Raw genomic sequence first — 17,530 nt, 5'->3', positions numbered from 1 at the left:
GTCAGTTGCGATAAAAGGTCACGGACTGCGGCGTGTAGGCCGTGCCGCTGCCGAGGAAGCGCCGCGTCACCTCGCGCCCACGCTCGACGGCGGCGGCCTGTCGCGCCAGTTCCAGCGAGGCCGCGCGGTCCTGTGTGAGCTGGAGTTGCTGCGACTGGATGGACTGCTTGGCTTGCAGAGCCAGGAGCTGGTTGGTCGCCTGCATGGCCTGCAAGGCGCCGGTGGCCGACTGGCTCTGGCTCACCAGATCGGCCAGCACGCCTTCGTCCTCGGACAGGTTCTGTGACACCTGCGCCTGCATGCGCATCGCGGTCTGCAAGCCGCCGAGGGTGTTCTTCCAGCGCTCGCGCGCGTCCTGGTACATCCGGTCGCCGCTGACGGTGGCGGCGTACTGTTCCGGGTACAGCCGCGCGAACTCGGCGTCCATGCGCCACAGGTCATAGGCCAGCCCTCGCGCCTGCGCGATGAGTTGCTTGGTCGTCTCCAGGTTCGAGCGCAGGCGGTTGACCACGTTGAACGGCAGGCTCGCCAGGTTTCGCGCCTGGTTGATGAGCATCTGCGTCTCGTTCTGAAGCTGTTTGATCTGGTTGTTGATCTGCTCCAGCGTGCGCGCGGCCGTCATGGTGTTCTGCACCAGGTTGGTCGGGTCGAGCACGATGTCGCCGATGCCGAACAGCGCATGCGCGGGCGGCACGGTGCCGATGGCCAGTGCGCAAGCGGTGGCCAGCGCGATCAGACGGGGTTTGAAGGAAGCATGGACCGTCATGGCAGTTCTCCTTTGGGGTGGTGGTGGAACAGGTCGGCCGCCCAGTCCAGGCCGTGTTGCCGCAGCCAGGCAGGAGCAAAACCAACGTGGGGAGCGGGGGTGGACAGCTCGTCGATGAGGCGCTGGTCCTGCGGTGTGGAAGCGCCCGCGAAGGCGAGCGTGACGGGCCCGAGGTCCAGGTCAAACAGGCGGTTGCCCAAACGCGACTGGTAGTAGTAGTCGCGCTTGGGTTGGGCGGTGGCAACGATCTCGATCTGTCGGCTGTTGAGGCCGAAGCCTTCGTAGATCGTGCGGATCTGCGGCTCGGTGGCCTGCGGGTTGGGCAGGAAGATGCGGCTGGCGCAGCTCTCGATGATCGCGGGCGCGATGGTCGAGTCCTTGATGTCTGCCAGAGACTGCGTGGCAAAGATGACGCTGACGTTCTTTTTGCGCAGCGTCTTGAACCATTGGCGAATACGCGCCGCGAACACCGGGTCGTCCAGGAACAGCCAGGCTTCATCAAGAATCAGCAGCGTCGGCGCGCCGTCGAAACGCTCGTCGAAGCGCGCAAACAGGTAGCCCAGCACGGCCAGTACCGCAGCCTTGCTGTGCATCAGCTCTTCCATTTCGAAGCACTGCACGTCCGCGGCGCCCAGCCGGTCGCGGTCGGCATCCAGCAACTTGCCGTGGGCGCCACCGAGCACATAAGGCGCAAGTGCCTGTCGCAGCACGTTGGACTGCAGCAGCAACGACAGGCCGGTGAGCGTGCGCTGCTCCACGGGCGCGCCCGCAAGACTGACGAGAGCCGACCAGATGGCCGCCTTCTCGTCTGGGCCGACACTGATCCCCTCATGCCGCAGGCGGCCTTCAACCCATTCAGCCGCCCAGGTGCGATAGCCCTCACGGTCGATGCGGGCGAGTGGCTGAAACGCGATCGAACCGTCAGCGCCCAGGTCGTAGTGCTCGCCGCCCAGACCAAGAATGGTGGCGCGCATCGAGCGCCCCATGTCGAAAGCGAATACACGCGAGCCGGGATAGCGGCGGAACTGCATCGCCAGCGTGGCGAGCAAAACCGACTTGCCCATGCCGGTCGGTCCGGCCACCAGCGTGTGCCCCACGTCGCCGATGTGCGTCACCAGCCGGAACGGCGTCGCGCCTTCGGTGCGCGTGACTATCAACGGCGGGCCGTCGAGGTGGTCGTTCTTTTCCGGGCCGGCCCATACCGCCGACACCGGCATCATGTGCGCCAGGTTCAGCGTCGAGACGATAGGCTGACGCACGTTCGCGTTGGCGTTGCCGGGAATGGACGACAACCACGCATCGACCGCATTGAGCGTTTCGGGAATCGTCACGAACCCGCGCCCCTGGATGGCGCGCTCCACCATACGCAACTTCTCGTCGGCCACGGCGGCATCCGCGTCCATGACGGTGGCGGTCGTTGTCAGGTAGCCGAAGGCGACTTGATCGCTGCCCAGCTCTTGCAAGGCGGCGTCGGCCGCCTTGTTGTTGGCGTCGGTATCCACCAGCGGGCTTTCCTGCTGGAAGATCGTTTCATGCAGCAGCGCGATGACGTTCTTGCGCTTGGCGAACCACTGGCGGCGAAGGCGTCCCAACTCCCGTTCCGCCTCGGATTTGTCAAGACATAGGAAGCGCGTACTCCACCGATAGGCAAAGCCGAGACGGTTGAGGTCGTCCAGAATCCCCGGCCAGGTCGAGGTCGGGAAACCCCGCACCGACACCACGCGCAGGTGCTGGTCGCCCAGCATGGGCGCCAAGCCGCCGACCAGTGCGGAATCGGTCAGCAGCGCGTCGATGTGGAACGGCACTTCGGGAACGCCGACGCGGTAGCGCCGCGTCGAGATGGAGGCGTGCAGGTAGGTCAGCGTCTGGCTGTCATCGAGCCAGGCGATTTCCGGCATCACGCCGTCGAGCAGGTCGAAGACGCGATCGGTTTCCGCGACGAAGGCTTGCAGGCGCTCGCGCCAGTCCACGCCATTCGTCGGCGTGTTCTCGTAGAGCATCTTGGCTGCACGGGCACGGGATTCTTCGGGCGGCAAGTACACCAGCGTCAGGTGATAGCCGCTCTCGAAGTGGTTGCCCGAGTCCTCAAAGGTGGCGCGGCGTTCCTCGTCCACCAGCCACGACAGCAGTTCAGGGAACTCCGAGTGCGGATAGTCGGCAGCGGCACGGCGTTCGGCTTCGATAAACAGCGCCCAGCCCGAACCAAGCCGGCGCAGCGCGTTATTCAAGCGCGCCGACGTGGCGATCAGCTCGCCTTGCGTGGCGCTGTCCAAATCCGGCCAACGAAAGCGTGCCGTGCGCTGGAACGAGCCATCCTTGTTCAGCACCACGCCCGGCGCGATCAGCCCGGCCCAGGGCAGCCAGTCGGCTAGCAGCGCGGGCCGCTGGCGGTATTCGGCAAGATTCAGCATGGCATCTCCCTCACACGTCCAGCAGCGGCTTGTGCTTGATGTGCCTGGCGAAGACCGGCATGAACTGCGGATCGACATGCACACCCCAGACCGCCAGCGAATGGCCGACGATCCAGAGCACCACGCCGGGAATCCACAATTGCAGACCCAGCCCGACGGCGGCGGCCAGCGTGCCGTTGGCAATCGCCACGGTGCGCGGCGCTCCTCCCAGCAGGATCGGCTCGGTCAGCGAGCGATGCAACGGCACTTCAAAGCCCGGAAGATCAGTGGCCGTGCTCATACGACGGCCCCGCCGGAGAAGCTGAAGAACGAGAGGAAGAAGCTCGAAACCGCGAAGGCAATGGACAGGCCGAAGACGATCTGGATCAGCTTGCGAAAGCCGCCGCTGGTATCGCCGAAGGCCAACGCCAGGCCGGTGGCGATGATGATGATCACCGCGACGATGCGGGCCACCGGCCCCTGGATGGATTCGAGGATGGATTGCAGCGGGCCTTCCCACGGCATCGAGGAACCGGCGGCCTGCGCCGTGCCCGCCAGCAACAGCATCAACACCGCGAGCAGCAACCCTTGTCCTGCAGGTCGGGCCAGGCGATGCAAACGCGCCAGCATGGGCAGCGGGGAAAGCAGATTTACAGAAAGATGGAAAGCATCAACGTGCGTCATGGCAGTTCTCCAGGTTGGTTAGTGGTCGGGCAAGGCGCAGCGGCAGCGGCTGCAAGAGGAACCGGCGGCAGCTCGGGAAGCTGCGCTTCCAGCGCATCCGCCAGGCGGTAGCCCGCGCCGTCGAAACCGACGACGCGAGAAATGGTTTCGATGTGGCGCTTGCGGCCACGGCCTGCGATGTGGATCACGACATTGACCGCCTCGGCGATCAGGGCGCGGGGCGGATTCACCGCCACTTCGAGGATCAGTTGCTCCAGGCGCAGCAGTGCGCCCAAGGCGGAGCCGGCATGGATGGTGGCGATGCCACCGGGGTGGCCGGTGCCCCATACCTTCACCAGATCCAACGCTTCGCCGCCGCGCACTTCGCCCACAATCACGCGATCCGGGCGCAGCCGCATCGTGGCGCGCACCAACTCCTGCATCGACACCACGCCCGCACGGGTGCGCAGCGGTACATGGTCAGGGGCAGCGCATTGCAGTTCGATGGTGTCTTCGAGCACCAGCACGCGGTCGCCGGTGGCGGCGATCTCGGCCAGCAAAGCATTGGCGAGCGTGGTCTTGCCGGTGCTGGTGCCGCCGGCGATCAGGATGTTCTGTCGCTCTCGCACGGCATGGCACAGGAACTCGGCCTGCCCAGCGGTCAGGATGCCATCAGCCACATAGCGATCCAGACCGATGATGCTCACGGCGCGCTTGCGCAGCGCAAAGGCCGGTCCGGGTGCGGCGGGCGGTAGGATGCCCTCGAAGCGTTCGCCGGTTTCTGGCAGTTCGGCGGTCAAGAGCGGTTGGCCGCGATGCACCTCCGCACCGACATGGGCGGCCACCAGACGGATGATGCGTTCGCCATCGGCTTCGGGCAGTTCGACGCAGAGCGGTGCACGGCCAGAGGACAGACGATCCACCCACAATGTCCGGTCGGGGTTGAGCATCACTTCCACCACGTCCGGGTCTTCCAGCGCAGCGGCGATCACCGGCCCCATCGCCGTGCGCAGCATCTGGATGCGGCGATCCTGGGACGCCGCCGCGTCATCCATGCGTATTGGGTCGGGGTGCAGTTCTTCCACCACGTCGCGCACCAGACTGCGGCCACGCAGCAGGTGGCGAGCCAACTGTCCGACGAACTGCTCGAAGCGCGCCTTGCCCTGTGCGCGAGCTGCGTTCTGATGGGCTTCGGGCACTGGCGTGCTGACGGTCAGGAAGTAGCGAATGAACAGCGCCAGCGTTTCGATCTGGATGTTCTGGTCACGCTCCAGACGCTCGGCCTGCCGCGACAGACGATCCAGCCGCTTGGCAATCGCCGCCTCGCGCTGGTCGCCGGCATCGGGAGACAGCCAGGCTGCCAAGGCAGCGGCGACGATGCTGGACTTGGACACGCCTTTCTTGGCGGCCAGCTCGTCCAGGCGCTTGGCATGCTCGTGCTGGATGAAAAGGTTCAATCGGTATTGGCTCATAGGTCAATTCCGTCGTTGGGGTCGAGAGATGCCAGCCGCGCCGTGCGTTGCAGAGCGGGATCGAGCTGGCCGGGAAGCACCGGGGTCATGTCGTCGTAATCGAGCAGCGACAGGTCACTGGCCGGGGCATCCATCTCGGGGGCGTAGGCAATGGCTTCGGACAGTTCGGGCTGGCGGCGTGGGCCGTCGTCGTCGGTCGAACCCAAGGCCTCCAGGTCATCGGCGGATGCCGTGGCCGGTGCCGCAGGAACCGCAGGTATTGCCAAACCGCTCCAGTCGTCAGGCCGTGCAGGCGGCACATCGGCATAGCGACCTGCCGTCACCGCAGGCGGTGGCAATACCCGCTGCTTGAAATTGGCGTCGGCGAAGTAGCGCAGCTTCTTCGCCTTGATCGGCGGCAGGCTGGACACCATCACCACCGCTTCGTCGGGCGGAAGCTGCATCACTTCGCCCGGCGTCAGCAGCGGCCGTGCGGTTTCTTGGCGCGACACCATCAGGTGCCCCAGCCACGGTGCAAGCCGATGGCCTGCGTAGTTGCGCTGGGCGCGCAACTCAGTGGCCGTGCCCAAGGTTTCGGAAATGCGCTTGGCTGTGCGTTCGTCGTTGGTGGCGAAGGTCACGCGCACATGGCAGTTGTCCAGAATCGAATGGTTCTGCCCATACGCCTTGTCGATCTGGTTGAGCGACTGCGCGATCAGAAAGCTGCGGATGCCGTAGCCCGCCATGAAGGCCAGCGCCGTCTCGAAGAAGTCCAGGCGGCCCAGCGCCGGGAACTCATCGAGCATCAGCAGCAGCTTGTGGCGGCGCTCGATGCCGTCGCTGCCGTCGAGCGATTCGGTAAGCCGCCGGCCGATCTGGTTGAGAATCAAACGGATCAGGGGCTTGGTGCGGGAAATGTCCGACGGCGGCACCACCAGGTACAGCGAGACGGGATGCTCTGCAGCAATCAGGTCAGCAATGCGCCAGTCGCAGCGCGAAGTGACTTCAGCCACGGTCGGATCACGGTACAGGCCGAGGAACGACATAGCTGTGGACAGCACGCCCGACCGCTCGTTGTCCGACTTGTTGAGCACTTCACGGGCAGCGGATGCAACGACGGGATGTTGGGTATCGCCCAGGTGCTTCGTCGCCATCATCCGGTGCAAGGTCAGCTCGAACGGGCTGGCCGGATCGGACAGGAAGTTGGCGACGCCACGCAGCGTCTTGTCTTCGCCCGCATACAACACATGCAGGATCGCGCCGACCAGTAGCGCGTGACTGGTCTTCTCCCAGTGATTGCGCTTTTCAAGCGCACCTTCGGGATCGACCAGGATGTCGGCGATGTTTTGCACGTCGCGGACTTCATGCGCGCCGCGTCGTACCTCCAGCAGCGGGTTGTAGGCCGCCGACTGTGCATCGGTCGGGTTGAACAGCAGGCAGTGCGAGAAGCGCGAACGCCAACCAGCGGTGATCTGCCAGTTCTCGCCCTTAATGTCGTGGATGACGGCGGATGCAGGCCACGACAACAGTGTTGGCACCACCAGGCCCACGCCCTTGCCCGAGCGCGTGGGCGCGAAGGTCAGGACGTGTTCCGGCCCTTCGTGCCGCAGGTAGTGGCCGTCATGCTGACCAAGAAAAACACCAGCAGGCTGCGTCAGCCCGGCCTTGCGAATGTCGGCGGCATCGGCCCAGCGTGCCGAGCCATAGGTCGTCACCTTGCGCGCCTGGCGCGAACGCCACACTGACATGGCGATGGCGACCGCCACGGCCAGCAGGCCGCTGCCCGCCGCGATCATGCCGCCGGTGTCGAACACCTGCGGCGCGTAGGCGTCGAAGAAGAACCACCACTCGAACAGCTTCCACGAGTAATAGACCGGCGTGCCGTACAAGTCGAACCAGGGCGATCCCAGGCGTAGCTGATAGCCCAATCCAGCGGCTGTCCATTGCGTGGCACCCCACACACCGGCGATCACGATGCCGAACACGGCGGCGATCTGCCCGAACAACACACCTTGAGCCTGCATACCATGGCCTCCGATTTCTCCTGCGCTGATTCCCCGTGGAAAACGCGGCACAAAGGCGTGCCCCAGGCGTCAGGATCGGTGCCAGTTCAGTGCCGGTCAAAGACCGTTATCGGCAGCAAGGTGATGTAAGGAACATTGTTTCATGCAGGGACGAAACCAGTAAAAACGCCACAGGCGCGAGCGCACTGCGGCGTGTCGAGAAAGAAAACGAAGATATGCGGCAAGCCGCCAACGGTCAGAACTTCGGCGGCGTTTCCGATGGCGTGTAAGGCACCTTGCCGTCGCCGAAGAAGCGCTTGTTCGACGCTTCGGCCACCCGGTTGCACAGCACGTCGCCCATCGTCGAGCGCTCGGTCTTGCACTGGCGACGCAGTTCCTTCAAACGCTCGGGATCAGCGGCCAGTTCGTCCACGGTCGGCACATTGGCTTGCTGCTTCGGCGGCTCGGACGGGCCGCAGGCCGTGAGTGCTGCAACCAGCAACAAAGGGGTAAGTCGCTTCATGGCTCGATGTCCTCCGGGGGATCGGGTTCAGGTGGTGGCGCGGGTCTCACGCCTTCGGGCAAGTCGATGGCCTGCACCCTTTCGATGAATCGAGACAGCACTTCCGAAGACTCACCTTCTCGATGCAGCAGATAAGTCGTTAGCACAGGGGAACGGCCCGCCAGAGGCCGCGCGACCACACCCGGCTCGCGCCTGGCCGCGATGTGTGGTGCACCAGTCAGGCCCAACGCAAAGCCGGCCGACACCAGCGCCATCATCAAATCGCAGGACGCCACGCGCTCAGCAATCAGCGGCTCCATGTCCGAGCGGCGCAGCACGCGCTCGACTTGGCGCGCATGGCCTTCGCATACTTGTGGATCGCACAGCACCAGAGGATGGCGCAGCAACTCTTCCAGCGGTATGCGCTTGTGCCTGAGCAGTGGATGCCGCGCAGGCACTGCCACCATCAGGGGGTCACTCCAGACTGCTTGAGCCACGACGCCATCGCCCAATTCATCGGACTGCGCGAAACCCACGTCGTAGAGGTCATCATGCAGCCCCTTGATCTGTTGTGACAGCGGCACCTCGAACAGCCGGATCTCTACTTCGGGCTCCTCCTGCCGGCACAACGCTAACAAAGCCGGCAGACGCGACGGCGTGATGCCGTCGGACAGGGCAATGCGCAACTGACCATGAAAGCCATTGACCGCAGCCGGCACGCTGTCGCGGGCTTGTTGCAAGGCCGTGAAGATGCGCGGCACATGCTCCAGAAACAGCTTGCCTGCACGTGTCAGCTTTGTGCTGCGGCTGGTGCGGACGAACAACTGTTCACCCAGGTCTTCTTCCAGCTCTTTGATGGTGCGGGACAGTGGCGACTGCTCGATGTGCAGCCGCTCGGCAGCCCTGGCAAAGTGGAGTTCTTCAGCCACTGCTAAAAAGCATCGAAGGTGGCGCAACTCCATATCGACTCCCTCTCCTCACTTAGCACAGCATCTTGCTGGGGCGTACGACCTGCTCTTTCATGAGGGCAGGCCGGTCAATACCTGTTCACCTTTGGGAGCAGGCGTTCGAGCGACATTCATGATCCAGCAAACGCATGAGAAATAGCCGATCAAGGCACATATCTCCACTACGCCACGCTCGCCCCAACGTTCTCTCGCCGCCTCGTAGGTCGAATCACTAACACCGTGCCGATGCAACAGTTCGGTGGTGAATGCCCATGCATCGGCCTCCTCCTCTGTCATCGTGCGAGGACGGGTCGCTTGAGCCATGTCCTCCAGTGTGGTTTCGGCTACGCCCGCGCCTATCGCCAGAGGAAAATGGACAGCCCATTCAAACTGATTACCTAATTCGCGAGCAACCATCAAAGTCACAAACTCGTTGCCATTTTTTGGCAGAACAGATTCAAACCGCAGATATTCTCCGACGCCGGCCAGTCGCTCAAGCAATACCGGGCTTTGCATCAAAGGAATGAAAGGCCCTTTCACTCCTTTTCGGGGCCCGGCAATCAATGCATCGGCTGCAACTCGTTGAGCCTGCGTCATAGACTCCATCGGCGGTAAGGGCAAACGCTCGCTGCGATTTTGACCAAAGCCTTGCCGAATGGTTGTGTTCATGAGTTCTCCTAAATGAAAGCCTATCGAGAATTAAAACGAACGAGCAATGCGCTGCTTGCCAGCAATGCTGATATCCCTAACCACAGCGCCGAATTGAATGGCCAGCCCACTCGAAGCAAAAAATTGGCTGCAATAGGGCCTGTCAGCTGACCAACAGCAAATGCAGCAGTCATTGATGCCAATAGCTTCTGTGCGTTATGACCTGCCTGTTGCCGCGCCTCCTGCAAACCGATCAAGGTTATGAGCATGAAAGTTCCGCCCACGCAAAACGCAGCTACCGAGAGCCCGAATAGGCTAGGTACGACGATGGGCATAAATATCCCAATGGCCATGACCACTTGCGCACCAGCCCAGATATATTTCCGGGGCCAACGCACAAGGAAACCTACGCACAATGTGGACAGGGCCGCAGCCATACCGAATAGTGGCCACACCCAACCAAAAAGCACTGGGTCATTGAGTAGCGAACGCGCTTGAGAGGGTAAATACGTCGCGGGAAGGATGTAACCGAAGCCGAACAAGCCATAACAAAGAACCAGCGAATACACGCCCCGTGGCAGTGGTGCCTCTAGCGTCATTCGCGTACCTCCCTGTGAGTGGAGGGGGGCGTTTTTCCTATCTATCTTGAATGTCATCAACGTGCCAATCAGCGCCAGCCCCGAAAGGGCAAGCCAAAGTACCGAGACTCCCAGCCCCAGCAGTGCGCCCACGTGACAAATCAGCCCGACCAAGGTAATGCCGATTCCGACGCCAGCAAACACAAGACCGTCGAGACGACGAACATCTAACGCCGCGAGATGGGCCAGCACGACACTTGCCGTCCCGACTAAAACCCAGGCGCTAGCGATGCCCGCGATGAACCGCATTCCCAGCCACCATGTGAAAGACTCGGGAACAGCCATTGCCGCAGTGCTCACGACGACAGCCCATAAGCCACATCGCATCAACACGAGCGCAGATATACCCCTCGTTCCGGCAAGCACGGCTCCTATGAAGTATCCCGAGTAGTTGGCTACCGCCAACCACCCTCCGCCAGAGAATGAAAGCCCGAGGTCTGCTTGCATCAATGGCAACTGAGGAGTGAATGCAAAACGGCCGACTCCCATCGCCACAGCGAGTGCTACAAGACCACTCAGAGCGATGCCAAGGCTTGTCGGAGCAGATGTGTGAAATTTGTCCATGCGCCATTCTGGCGCGCTATAATTTTCTCGTAAATTGAATTATAGAGAATTAATTTTCTTTAAATGAGAAACTTCGACCTGGACGATCTGTCCATTGTTCAAGCTGTAGTGGCGCACGGTGGCGTTGCTCGGGCGGCACAAGCTCTGCACCGTGTGCCGTCCAACATCACTACGCGCATCAAGCAACTTGAAGCCCGCATGGGGCTAGAGTTGTTCGTGCGTCGTGGTCGTAGTCTGGTACCCACAGAGGAGGGCCGCTTGTTGGTCAGCTATGCGGAGCGTCTACTGCGATTAGCTGATGAGGCAGAGTCGGCCCTGCGAACAGGGAAGCTACTGGGGACATTGCGTATCGGCTCGTTGGAAAGTACCGCAGGTAGCCGGTTGCCAGAGCTTTTGTCACGTTACAACCAAACTAACCCTGCGGTGCGGATTGAGCTTGTTACTGGGACAACCGGTGCGCTGATCAGCAGACTGGCGCGCCATGACATCGAAGCCGCCTTCGTTTCAGAACCTTTTCATGCTCCAGGTGTGGCTGCTGAACCCATTTTTCAAGAAACGCTGGTGCTCATTACTGGTTCACATATTAATTCATTGTCCAGTCTCGCTAGTATGGGAAATTTTGCACTTATTGCCTTTGCAAGCGGCTGCTCATATCGTCGTCTGCTGGAGCAATGGCAGAGTGAAAATGGGGTGAGTGTTTCCGGTGTTTTGGAATTCTCATCGTATCCAGCGATTGTCGCATGTGTCGCGGCAGGTACTGGCGTGGCAATTGTTCCGAAATCCGTTCTGGCCGGTTTGCATGCGGCTCAAATGGTGCGTGTCCATGAGCTACCCGCACACATGGCATCCAATAGAACGCATTTGATTTGGCATGAGGGAAAAGAATCCTTGGCACTGAAGAGCATGCGCCAACTTCTAATCTCAGCAGAGTAGATCAATCATTATTTTGAATGAGCCAGATGATTGTTTAAATTTGTGAAAAATATTTTTTAGGACAAAAAAATTGTTTCTCCCCATCCAAAAATCAGATATCCAGAAATGTGCTAGTTTATACACACAGGTTTTTTCCTCTCCACCTTGGAGCGAACCGTGGACTGATGAAGAAGCGGATAATCGTCTGCGCTACTTAATGGATAGCAAAGGGTTTTTTGGTTTCTTGGCAGAAAAAGATGGCAAGACCATAGGATTCGTTCTGGGTACCACTGAGCCCTTTGTAGGAGGAAATGCTTTTTATCTCCGCGAAATGTGCGTTTGCCCCACTGAACAGGGACAGGGCATTGGCAAGGAATTGATAGCGTATCTCCATACGGCGCTTGTTGCTCTTGATGTCTCTCGCTCCTACCTCATCACGCAAAGAGGCGGGCATGCGGCGCGCTTCTATGAAAAAAATGGCTATATCCAGGAAGTTGACGATGCCGTATACCAAGCTGATCTGAAGGAATAGCACATGCAGCGGATTCTTGTCAGTGCGTGCTTGCTGGGCGAGCAGGTGCGCTACGACGGTTCTCACAAGCGATCTCGCCACCCGATTCTTCAACAGTGGGTTGCAGAGAACAGGGTGATCTCCATCTGTCCAGAGTTATCAGGGGGCATGCCTGTTCCACGTCTACCGGCAGAAATAGCGTCCGGTGAGGGCGGAGAAAAAGTTCTCCAAAGACAAACGAGCGTTGTGGACTCATCCGGAGCTGATGTTTCTCACACGTTTATTGTTGGCGCACAAAATGCACTTCGCATAGCGCGCTTACACGAGATTCACATAGCTGTACTGAAAGAAGGCAGCCCTTCATGCGGCTCTCACCAAGTCTATGATGGCTCGTTTAAGGGGCATCTGGTTGCGGGGCAAGGTGTAACGGCTACATTGCTGAGAATATCTGGCATCTTCGTTTTTAGTGAGATGGAGTTCAACGATGCCCATAACATGCTGCTCCATCTGGAAGCAGACGGTATCGCTAGTCCAATTTTCCATAAGCCCTAAATCTCAATTTCTTTCGAACACCGCTTTGCTTCGTTCAGCAACCATGCACGGAACAAGGCTACATCAGGCCTGCTGGAGACAGCGGATGCAGGATATACAAGCCAGTAGCTGTAATCGTTAGGCTGGGTAATCGAGAAAGGCTGAACGAGACGGCCTGCCCGAAGTGCATCGCCAGCCAACAGCAGCTTTCCGAGTGCGACACCTTGACCGTCGATGGCCGCTTGAAGGACATGGCTGTGATCATCGAATTTTGGGCCGCTGCCAGCGTTCGGATTCATGACTCCCACATGAGTAAACCAGTAAGGCCATGCGTCCTTAGGGGTGTCGTGCAAAAGACATTTCGCAAGCAGGTCTGCGGGTTCCATCAACGGACGATCCGATGCCTGCAATGAGGGGCTGCAAAGCGGCGACAGCATTTCCCGCGCAATCAAATCAGCTTTCAGCCCTCGCCAACGTCCGAGCCCCGAGCGGATGCCTACATCGAAGCGGTCATCAGACACGTCCCATAGTTCGCCCGAGCTGGTCAGCTTCAGCTCAATGTCCGGGTGCATTTCCCTAAAAGCGCCCAGACGCGGTACCAACCAGCAAGTGGCAAAAGACGGCAACACCGTGATGCGCAAAGGCCCATCATCGCGTTCACGCAGTGAACTGCTGACGAAGGACAGCCGATCCAACATGGCTGTCAGTTCCGGCAGCCAAGCCTGTCCCTTGTCGGTCAGGCGCAGCGCATGTCCCGCACGCAAGAACAGCGCAGAACCCAGCCACTCTTCCAGTTGCCGTACCTGCTGACTGATGGCTGCCTGGGTTACGCACAGTTCCGCCGCCGCACGGGTAAAACTCATGTGCCTCGCTGCAGCTTCGAAAGCACGCAATGCGGTTAGTGGGGGAAGGCGTCTCATGACAGATGACCAGTTCTTGATTAGATATACTTATGGAGGGAATCAGTATAAGTCGCTGGCAGGTATTCAGGTCAAGGTGTCAAATGATTAAGTTATTGCGCCAGCCCTCGTAGCCCCAATGCTTTCGTTACTTCATATCTCCCCTGTTCTGTTGGTTCTCTCTGCGATTCTTATATTCAAACAACCGCCTGTCAGGGCGGCTCTTGTCGGTGCCACCCTTGCCGTTGCACTCATGTTCCTTGGCGCCGGGCAACCGCTTTCACGCGAACTCTCGCAATGGATCGCACAAGACACGCTGATTCTGTTTGTCAGCGTGGCGTTCGTACTAGCCCCCGGAATGATGTTGGTCGTTCTGATTGAGCGTACGGGCGCAACCCAGGCTCTGAGCACATGGGTAGGCAACCTAAAGCTGCAAGGCGTTCAGCAGTTGGGCTTCATCGTGCTGGGGCTTGCCCCTTTGCTGGAATCAATGACGGGATTCGGTGTTTCACTGATTGCCGTCATTCCTGTATTGCTGGCACTTTTTGACCGTGACAAAGCACTGCGCATTGCATTGGCTGGAATGGTCATCATGCCCTGGGGAACCTTGGGGCTGGCAACGGTGGTGGGAGCCACACTGCTAGATGTGGCACCAGCGAAATTGGCCAGTCAAACAGCAATCACAAGTGCGCCAGTGTTTGTTGGTTTGGCTTTGACGGCCACCTGGATTGCCGGTTATCGCAAACTGACTGCCTATATCTCAATGCTGGCCATAGCGATGCTGTTTGTGTCGGTTTTATATGTCGCCTCGGCTTGGCTTGGTCCGGAAATCGCGGGGGTGAGTGCGGGTTTCGCTGTCGTGCTGGTGGGGCTGCTGAAGTCATGTCCAAAAATTCCCTCCGCAATTCATTGGCCGGCAGCAGCATGGCCTTACATGCTGCTATTCTTCTGCGTTATCGCACTCAAGATACTTGTTGTTGTAACTCAGGCCGACATATGGCTGGTGGTACAAGGGGCAAGCATTGCATGGAAGCCACTGGCGTCTCCGGGAGTCCCGATACTACTCGTGTGCTTGGTTTTGCTTGCTCGACGAGATGAGCGCCTCGGGCTTCAGACGTTTTGGCAATCGGTGTCCCAGCGAGCGCGGCGCCCGTTACTGACGATTCTGTGTTTCTTGTTCATGTCACAAGTCATGGTGAAGGCGGGTTTTCTTTCGGGTGTGCGCGACAGGCTCTCTGCCATGGATAGTGAGTTGCTGCCATTCTTGGGCGCCATACTTGGGGGGATCGGTGGCTACCTCACAGGGTCAAACGTGGGCGGCAACGTTCTCATGATGCCAGCCATCGCAGACCTTCCAGCATCGTTACTTCCCAGCATGGCAGCCACACTGAACAGTGCGGCCGGCCATGCAGCACTGGGTTCTTTACCCATGATTGCTACGATTGCTGGCTTGGCAAAAATCAATAATCCAGAAGAACAACGTCTGGTGCGCTTCGCTCTTGTCGTTGTGGTAGTCAATATGGCCCTGGTGGGGTGTGCTGGTGCATTTTTGGCTTATTTTAATTAAAAGGATAATTCGGTGACGGAAAAAGGCTCAGTATCAGGCGGCATCAAAGATCTATTGAGAATTGAAGGGTTGACGGTTTTGTTGCTCAGTTTATTTGCATATTCTGAGTTTGGTTCGGGCTGGGGATTATTTGCACTTTGCTTCCTTCTCCCGGATTTGTCTTTGCTCGGCTATATCGTGGGTGCTCGGATCGGTGCGGTGCTATACAACACTGCTCACTCTTACGTTGGCGCTTTGCTTTGCGTAGCAGCAGGCGTGTATCTCTCTCAGCCATTGGCAGTTTCATCGGGAATCATCTGGATCGCTCATATTGGCTTTGATCGCTCACTTGGATATGGATTGAAGTACGAGAACGGCTTCCGATTCACTCACCTTGGAACAATCGGGCGACCAAAAAGCTGACGTTCAGCTCTACGAAACACTCGGGCTTCGGCCCAAGTTCCAAGACACGCCACCGCCGCGCACCGTCGCGGCGAGTTGCTGCCCCAGCCACTGTTCGATCACCGGCCGCCAGGGCACCAAGCTGAACCCCATGCCGTCATCGAGCATCGCGTAGCGACCGCTGGCAAGCATGACCGAGCGCCGGTAGATGCCGGCCACACGCTGACCGTCGGCGACGGGTCGATGCTCCAAACCGGTATCGGCGGCAATGTCCTTTGCAGCCTGCGCCAGTTCCCGATTGCGCAGCGTGCCCAAGAGGTTACGGGCGAGGATCACGCGCTGCCCGCGCCGCTCGGCCAGCCCCTGCTCAGCGAGGAACTCACCGCGCTGTTGCAGGGTGTTCTTCACCTCGCCGCCAAAGCCCAGGTCGCCCAGTCCCTTGCCGCCGCTGATCAACTGCTGATCCAGCCAGGTCGCGCCGATCACGCGCGCCTGCCGCTCAATCGGCAGGTAAGATTTGAGTTCCACGGCGACACCGCCCAGGCGCTGCGCATCGTACTGGCGGCCACGCTCGGCCAGGTCGTCCGGCACCTTCCATAGCCCTTCGGCCACACGCTCCACGATGCCAGCCCGGCGTAGAGCTTCCAGCCGCCGGACGTGGGCGGCGACGACTTGCTGCGGGTCGCGTCCGGGCGTGGCCCGGCCCTGTTCAATGGCCAAGTGATGATCGGCACGGTACAGGCCATCGCTCGCCAGCGCAGCGATGTTCTTATCGGCGGCGCGCACGTCGGCCGACTCCTTCACTTCCACCACCGCGCCCGTGGGATAGTTCGCCAGCTCGTCGCGGGCGTTCAACGCGACGTAGTGGGCCTTGCCGTCCACGCCGTCGATGACCAGATAGCCTCGGTCGCGCAACTCGTCGGCCACGCCCTTGGCGGCCACGCGGCCGATGACGGTACGGCCATCCTTGCCCGGCTCGAACACCGCCAGCTCGCGCGGTTGCCCGCTCATAGCCCGCTGCATGGTGCGGATGATGTCGCCGCGCTCGCCCAGGGCGCGCAAGGTCTTCTCGGCGTCGGTATGGATGGCCCAGGTTCCGGGCTGCACCTCATCGGCCAGGCCCAGGCGCTGCAAGCGTTGCAGGCGGCCGATCAGCAGCAGGCGTTGGCGTTGCAAGCGGGGTTCGTTAAGCCGCTCGACCTGCACCCGGCCATCGTCGCCAGCCTCGCGCTGCAAGGTACGATCCAGGCTCGTCCACCGCTCCTGTTCCACCTCGCGCCCCAAGGTCTGCTGGATCTCCAGTTCGGTGCGTGGCCCCAGCCACTCGGTCGCCAGTTCGGCGGCGCGGTGGCGGAAGCCGTGGGCGATGTAGTCGCCCGCGATGATGAGGTCTTTGCCGGTGTCGTCGCGCCCGCGCACGATCAGGTGGGTGTGCGGGTTGTCGGTGTTCCAGTGATCCACCGCCACCCAATCCAGCCGCGTGCCCAGGTCGGCTTCCATGCGGTTCACCAGATGCCGGGTGTAGGTGCGCAGGTCGTCCAGTTCCGCGCCGTCTTCGGGGGACACGATGAAGCGGAAATGATGCCGGTCGTCGGCGCAGCGTTCCTTGAAGGCATCCAGGTCGGCTTCGTCGGCCTGTGCCCCATAGGCCCGGCCCGGTTCGCCATCGCGGCCTGCGCCGTCGCGCTCGATGTAGCGCAGGTGTTTGGCGAGCGATTGCGGGCTGGCCCGCTGGTGATTGACCAGCAAGGTCTTGATAGTCACGCGCCGCGACATGGGCGTCAGCTTCTCCCCGGCGAAGCGCGCCGCCGTATGGCCGCGCCCCAGGCGCGAGCCGGGGCGCTGGCCGGTGCCGGCCGCCCCAGGACGGCGCACCGCCGACTTGCCGCTGCTGGCTTTGCCAGCCTGCTTGAGCACCTTGGAAACGAAACTCTGGCCTTGGCCCTTGCCCCGGTTCTTCGGGGCGCTCGGACGCACCCGGAAATCGTCATCGCGGCGGTTGGTCATCGCCGTTCTCCCTGCAAGCTCTGGCGTGTCCGGTCGTGCGAAGCACGCGGACATGCCTGCATTGGCGCGACCCTCGCGCCGAACGCGGCACGGCGGCAAAGCCGCTCCGTGCCGCACCACCCCCACGTGCAGACTGGCTTTCGACGCGGG

At 60.7% G+C, this 17,530-nt stretch carries 17 protein-coding genes and 1 pseudogene; 5 read left to right on the top strand and 13 right to left on the bottom strand.

Translation table 11 applies throughout. From position 1 onward, the window contains the following. Position 1: 1 nt before the first annotated feature. The 11 genes and pseudogenes from trbJ to ACYVB2_RS05820 all read right to left on the bottom strand — a co-directional run bounded on the left by trbJ (position 2) and on the right by ACYVB2_RS05820 (position 10,572). A complete protein-coding gene (trbJ, locus tag ACYVB2_RS05870; protein ID WP_382430578.1) occupies positions 2–766 on the bottom strand; it encodes a P-type conjugative transfer protein TrbJ in 765 nt (254 codons plus the stop codon). Next, positions 763–3,177, bottom strand: a complete 2,415-nt coding sequence (gene trbE, locus ACYVB2_RS05865) for a conjugal transfer protein TrbE (protein WP_382430580.1) — start codon at positions 3,175–3,177, stop codon at positions 763–765. Before trbE ends, trbJ begins: the two co-directional genes overlap by 4 nt. Positions 3,178–3,187: 10 nt before the next feature. Then, positions 3,188–3,457, bottom strand: a complete 270-nt coding sequence (locus ACYVB2_RS05860) for a VirB3 family type IV secretion system protein (protein WP_382430582.1) — start codon at positions 3,455–3,457, stop codon at positions 3,188–3,190. Next, positions 3,454–3,840 (bottom strand): TrbC/VirB2 family type IV secretion system protein, encoded by a 387-nt coding sequence (locus tag ACYVB2_RS05855; protein ID WP_382430584.1) that lies wholly within the window; start codon positions 3,838–3,840, stop codon positions 3,454–3,456. Before ACYVB2_RS05855 ends, ACYVB2_RS05860 begins: the two co-directional genes overlap by 4 nt. Beyond that, positions 3,837–4,874, bottom strand: a complete 1,038-nt coding sequence (gene trbB, locus ACYVB2_RS05850) for a P-type conjugative transfer ATPase TrbB (protein WP_382431250.1) — start codon at positions 4,872–4,874, stop codon at positions 3,837–3,839. Before trbB ends, ACYVB2_RS05855 begins: the two co-directional genes overlap by 4 nt. Continuing rightward, positions 4,857–5,291, bottom strand: a pseudogene (locus ACYVB2_RS05845) (CopG family transcriptional regulator); the annotation flags it as partial. The pseudogene ACYVB2_RS05845 and the gene trbB, both read right to left, overlap by 18 nt. After that, on the bottom strand, positions 5,288–7,294 hold the full coding sequence (locus tag ACYVB2_RS05840) for a conjugal transfer protein TraG (protein WP_382430586.1): 2,007 nt from the start codon (positions 7,292–7,294) through the stop codon (positions 5,288–5,290). The pseudogene ACYVB2_RS05845 and the gene ACYVB2_RS05840, both read right to left, overlap by 4 nt. A 235-nt stretch (positions 7,295–7,529) precedes the next feature. Further along, the gene (locus ACYVB2_RS05835) at positions 7,530–7,796 is read right to left on the bottom strand and encodes an EexN family lipoprotein (RefSeq protein WP_382430588.1); all 267 of its coding nucleotides are present in this window, start codon (positions 7,794–7,796) and stop codon (positions 7,530–7,532) included. Further along, entirely contained in the window at positions 7,793–8,737 is a 945-nt protein-coding gene (locus tag ACYVB2_RS05830) for a LysR family transcriptional regulator (RefSeq protein ID WP_382430590.1), read from the bottom strand. The genes ACYVB2_RS05835 and ACYVB2_RS05830 overlap by 4 nt, the downstream gene beginning before the upstream one ends. 57 nt (positions 8,738–8,794) lie before the next feature. Then, positions 8,795–9,391 (bottom strand): carboxymuconolactone decarboxylase family protein, encoded by a 597-nt coding sequence (locus ACYVB2_RS05825; RefSeq protein WP_382430591.1) that lies wholly within the window; start codon positions 9,389–9,391, stop codon positions 8,795–8,797. A 20-nt stretch (positions 9,392–9,411) separates the two neighbouring features. Continuing rightward, positions 9,412–10,572: a YbfB/YjiJ family MFS transporter gene (locus ACYVB2_RS05820; protein WP_382430592.1), complete on the bottom strand. Its 1,161-nt coding sequence runs from the start codon at positions 10,570–10,572 to the stop codon at positions 9,412–9,414. Between the two features lie 63 nt (positions 10,573–10,635). Between ACYVB2_RS05820 and ACYVB2_RS05815 the strand changes: the two genes are divergently transcribed. From ACYVB2_RS05815 to ACYVB2_RS05805, 3 genes are all read left to right on the top strand, one after another. After that, complete coding sequence (locus tag ACYVB2_RS05815; RefSeq protein ID WP_382430593.1) at positions 10,636–11,505, top strand: LysR family transcriptional regulator; 870 nt, start codon at positions 10,636–10,638, stop codon at positions 11,503–11,505. 70 nt (positions 11,506–11,575) lie between these two features. Further along, positions 11,576–12,016, top strand: coding sequence for a GNAT family N-acetyltransferase (locus ACYVB2_RS05810; RefSeq protein WP_382430594.1), 441 nt, complete (start codon positions 11,576–11,578; stop codon positions 12,014–12,016). A gap of 3 nt (positions 12,017–12,019) precedes the next feature. Further along, the gene (locus ACYVB2_RS05805) at positions 12,020–12,547 is read left to right on the top strand and encodes a 2-thiouracil desulfurase family protein (RefSeq protein WP_382430595.1); all 528 of its coding nucleotides are present in this window, start codon (positions 12,020–12,022) and stop codon (positions 12,545–12,547) included. Here ACYVB2_RS05805 and gcvA read toward each other — a convergent pair. Then, positions 12,544–13,446 (bottom strand): transcriptional regulator GcvA, encoded by a 903-nt coding sequence (gene gcvA / locus ACYVB2_RS05800; protein ID WP_382430597.1) that lies wholly within the window; start codon positions 13,444–13,446, stop codon positions 12,544–12,546. The genes ACYVB2_RS05805 and gcvA overlap by 4 nt on opposite strands. Positions 13,447–13,678: 232 nt before the next feature. Here gcvA and ACYVB2_RS05795 point away from each other — a divergent pair, with 232 nt between their 5' ends. Continuing rightward, positions 13,679–14,992, top strand: coding sequence for an L-lactate permease (locus ACYVB2_RS05795; RefSeq protein ID WP_460535677.1), 1,314 nt, complete (start codon positions 13,679–13,681; stop codon positions 14,990–14,992). Between the two features lie 12 nt (positions 14,993–15,004). Beyond that, positions 15,005–15,394: a DUF4260 domain-containing protein gene (locus tag ACYVB2_RS05790; protein ID WP_382430601.1), complete on the top strand. Its 390-nt coding sequence runs from the start codon at positions 15,005–15,007 to the stop codon at positions 15,392–15,394. A 9-nt stretch (positions 15,395–15,403) separates the two neighbouring features. On the opposite strand, the gene ACYVB2_RS05785 is transcribed toward ACYVB2_RS05790, so the two are convergent. Further along, complete coding sequence (locus ACYVB2_RS05785) at positions 15,404–17,380, bottom strand: DUF3363 domain-containing protein (protein ID WP_382430603.1); 1,977 nt, start codon at positions 17,378–17,380, stop codon at positions 15,404–15,406. Between the last annotated feature and the right edge of the window lie 150 nt (positions 17,381–17,530).

The sequence above is a fragment of the Giesbergeria giesbergeri genome (assembly GCF_054779375.1).
Note: the sequence above shows the minus strand (reverse complement) of the source record. Positions and strands in the feature narration are given on the sequence as shown.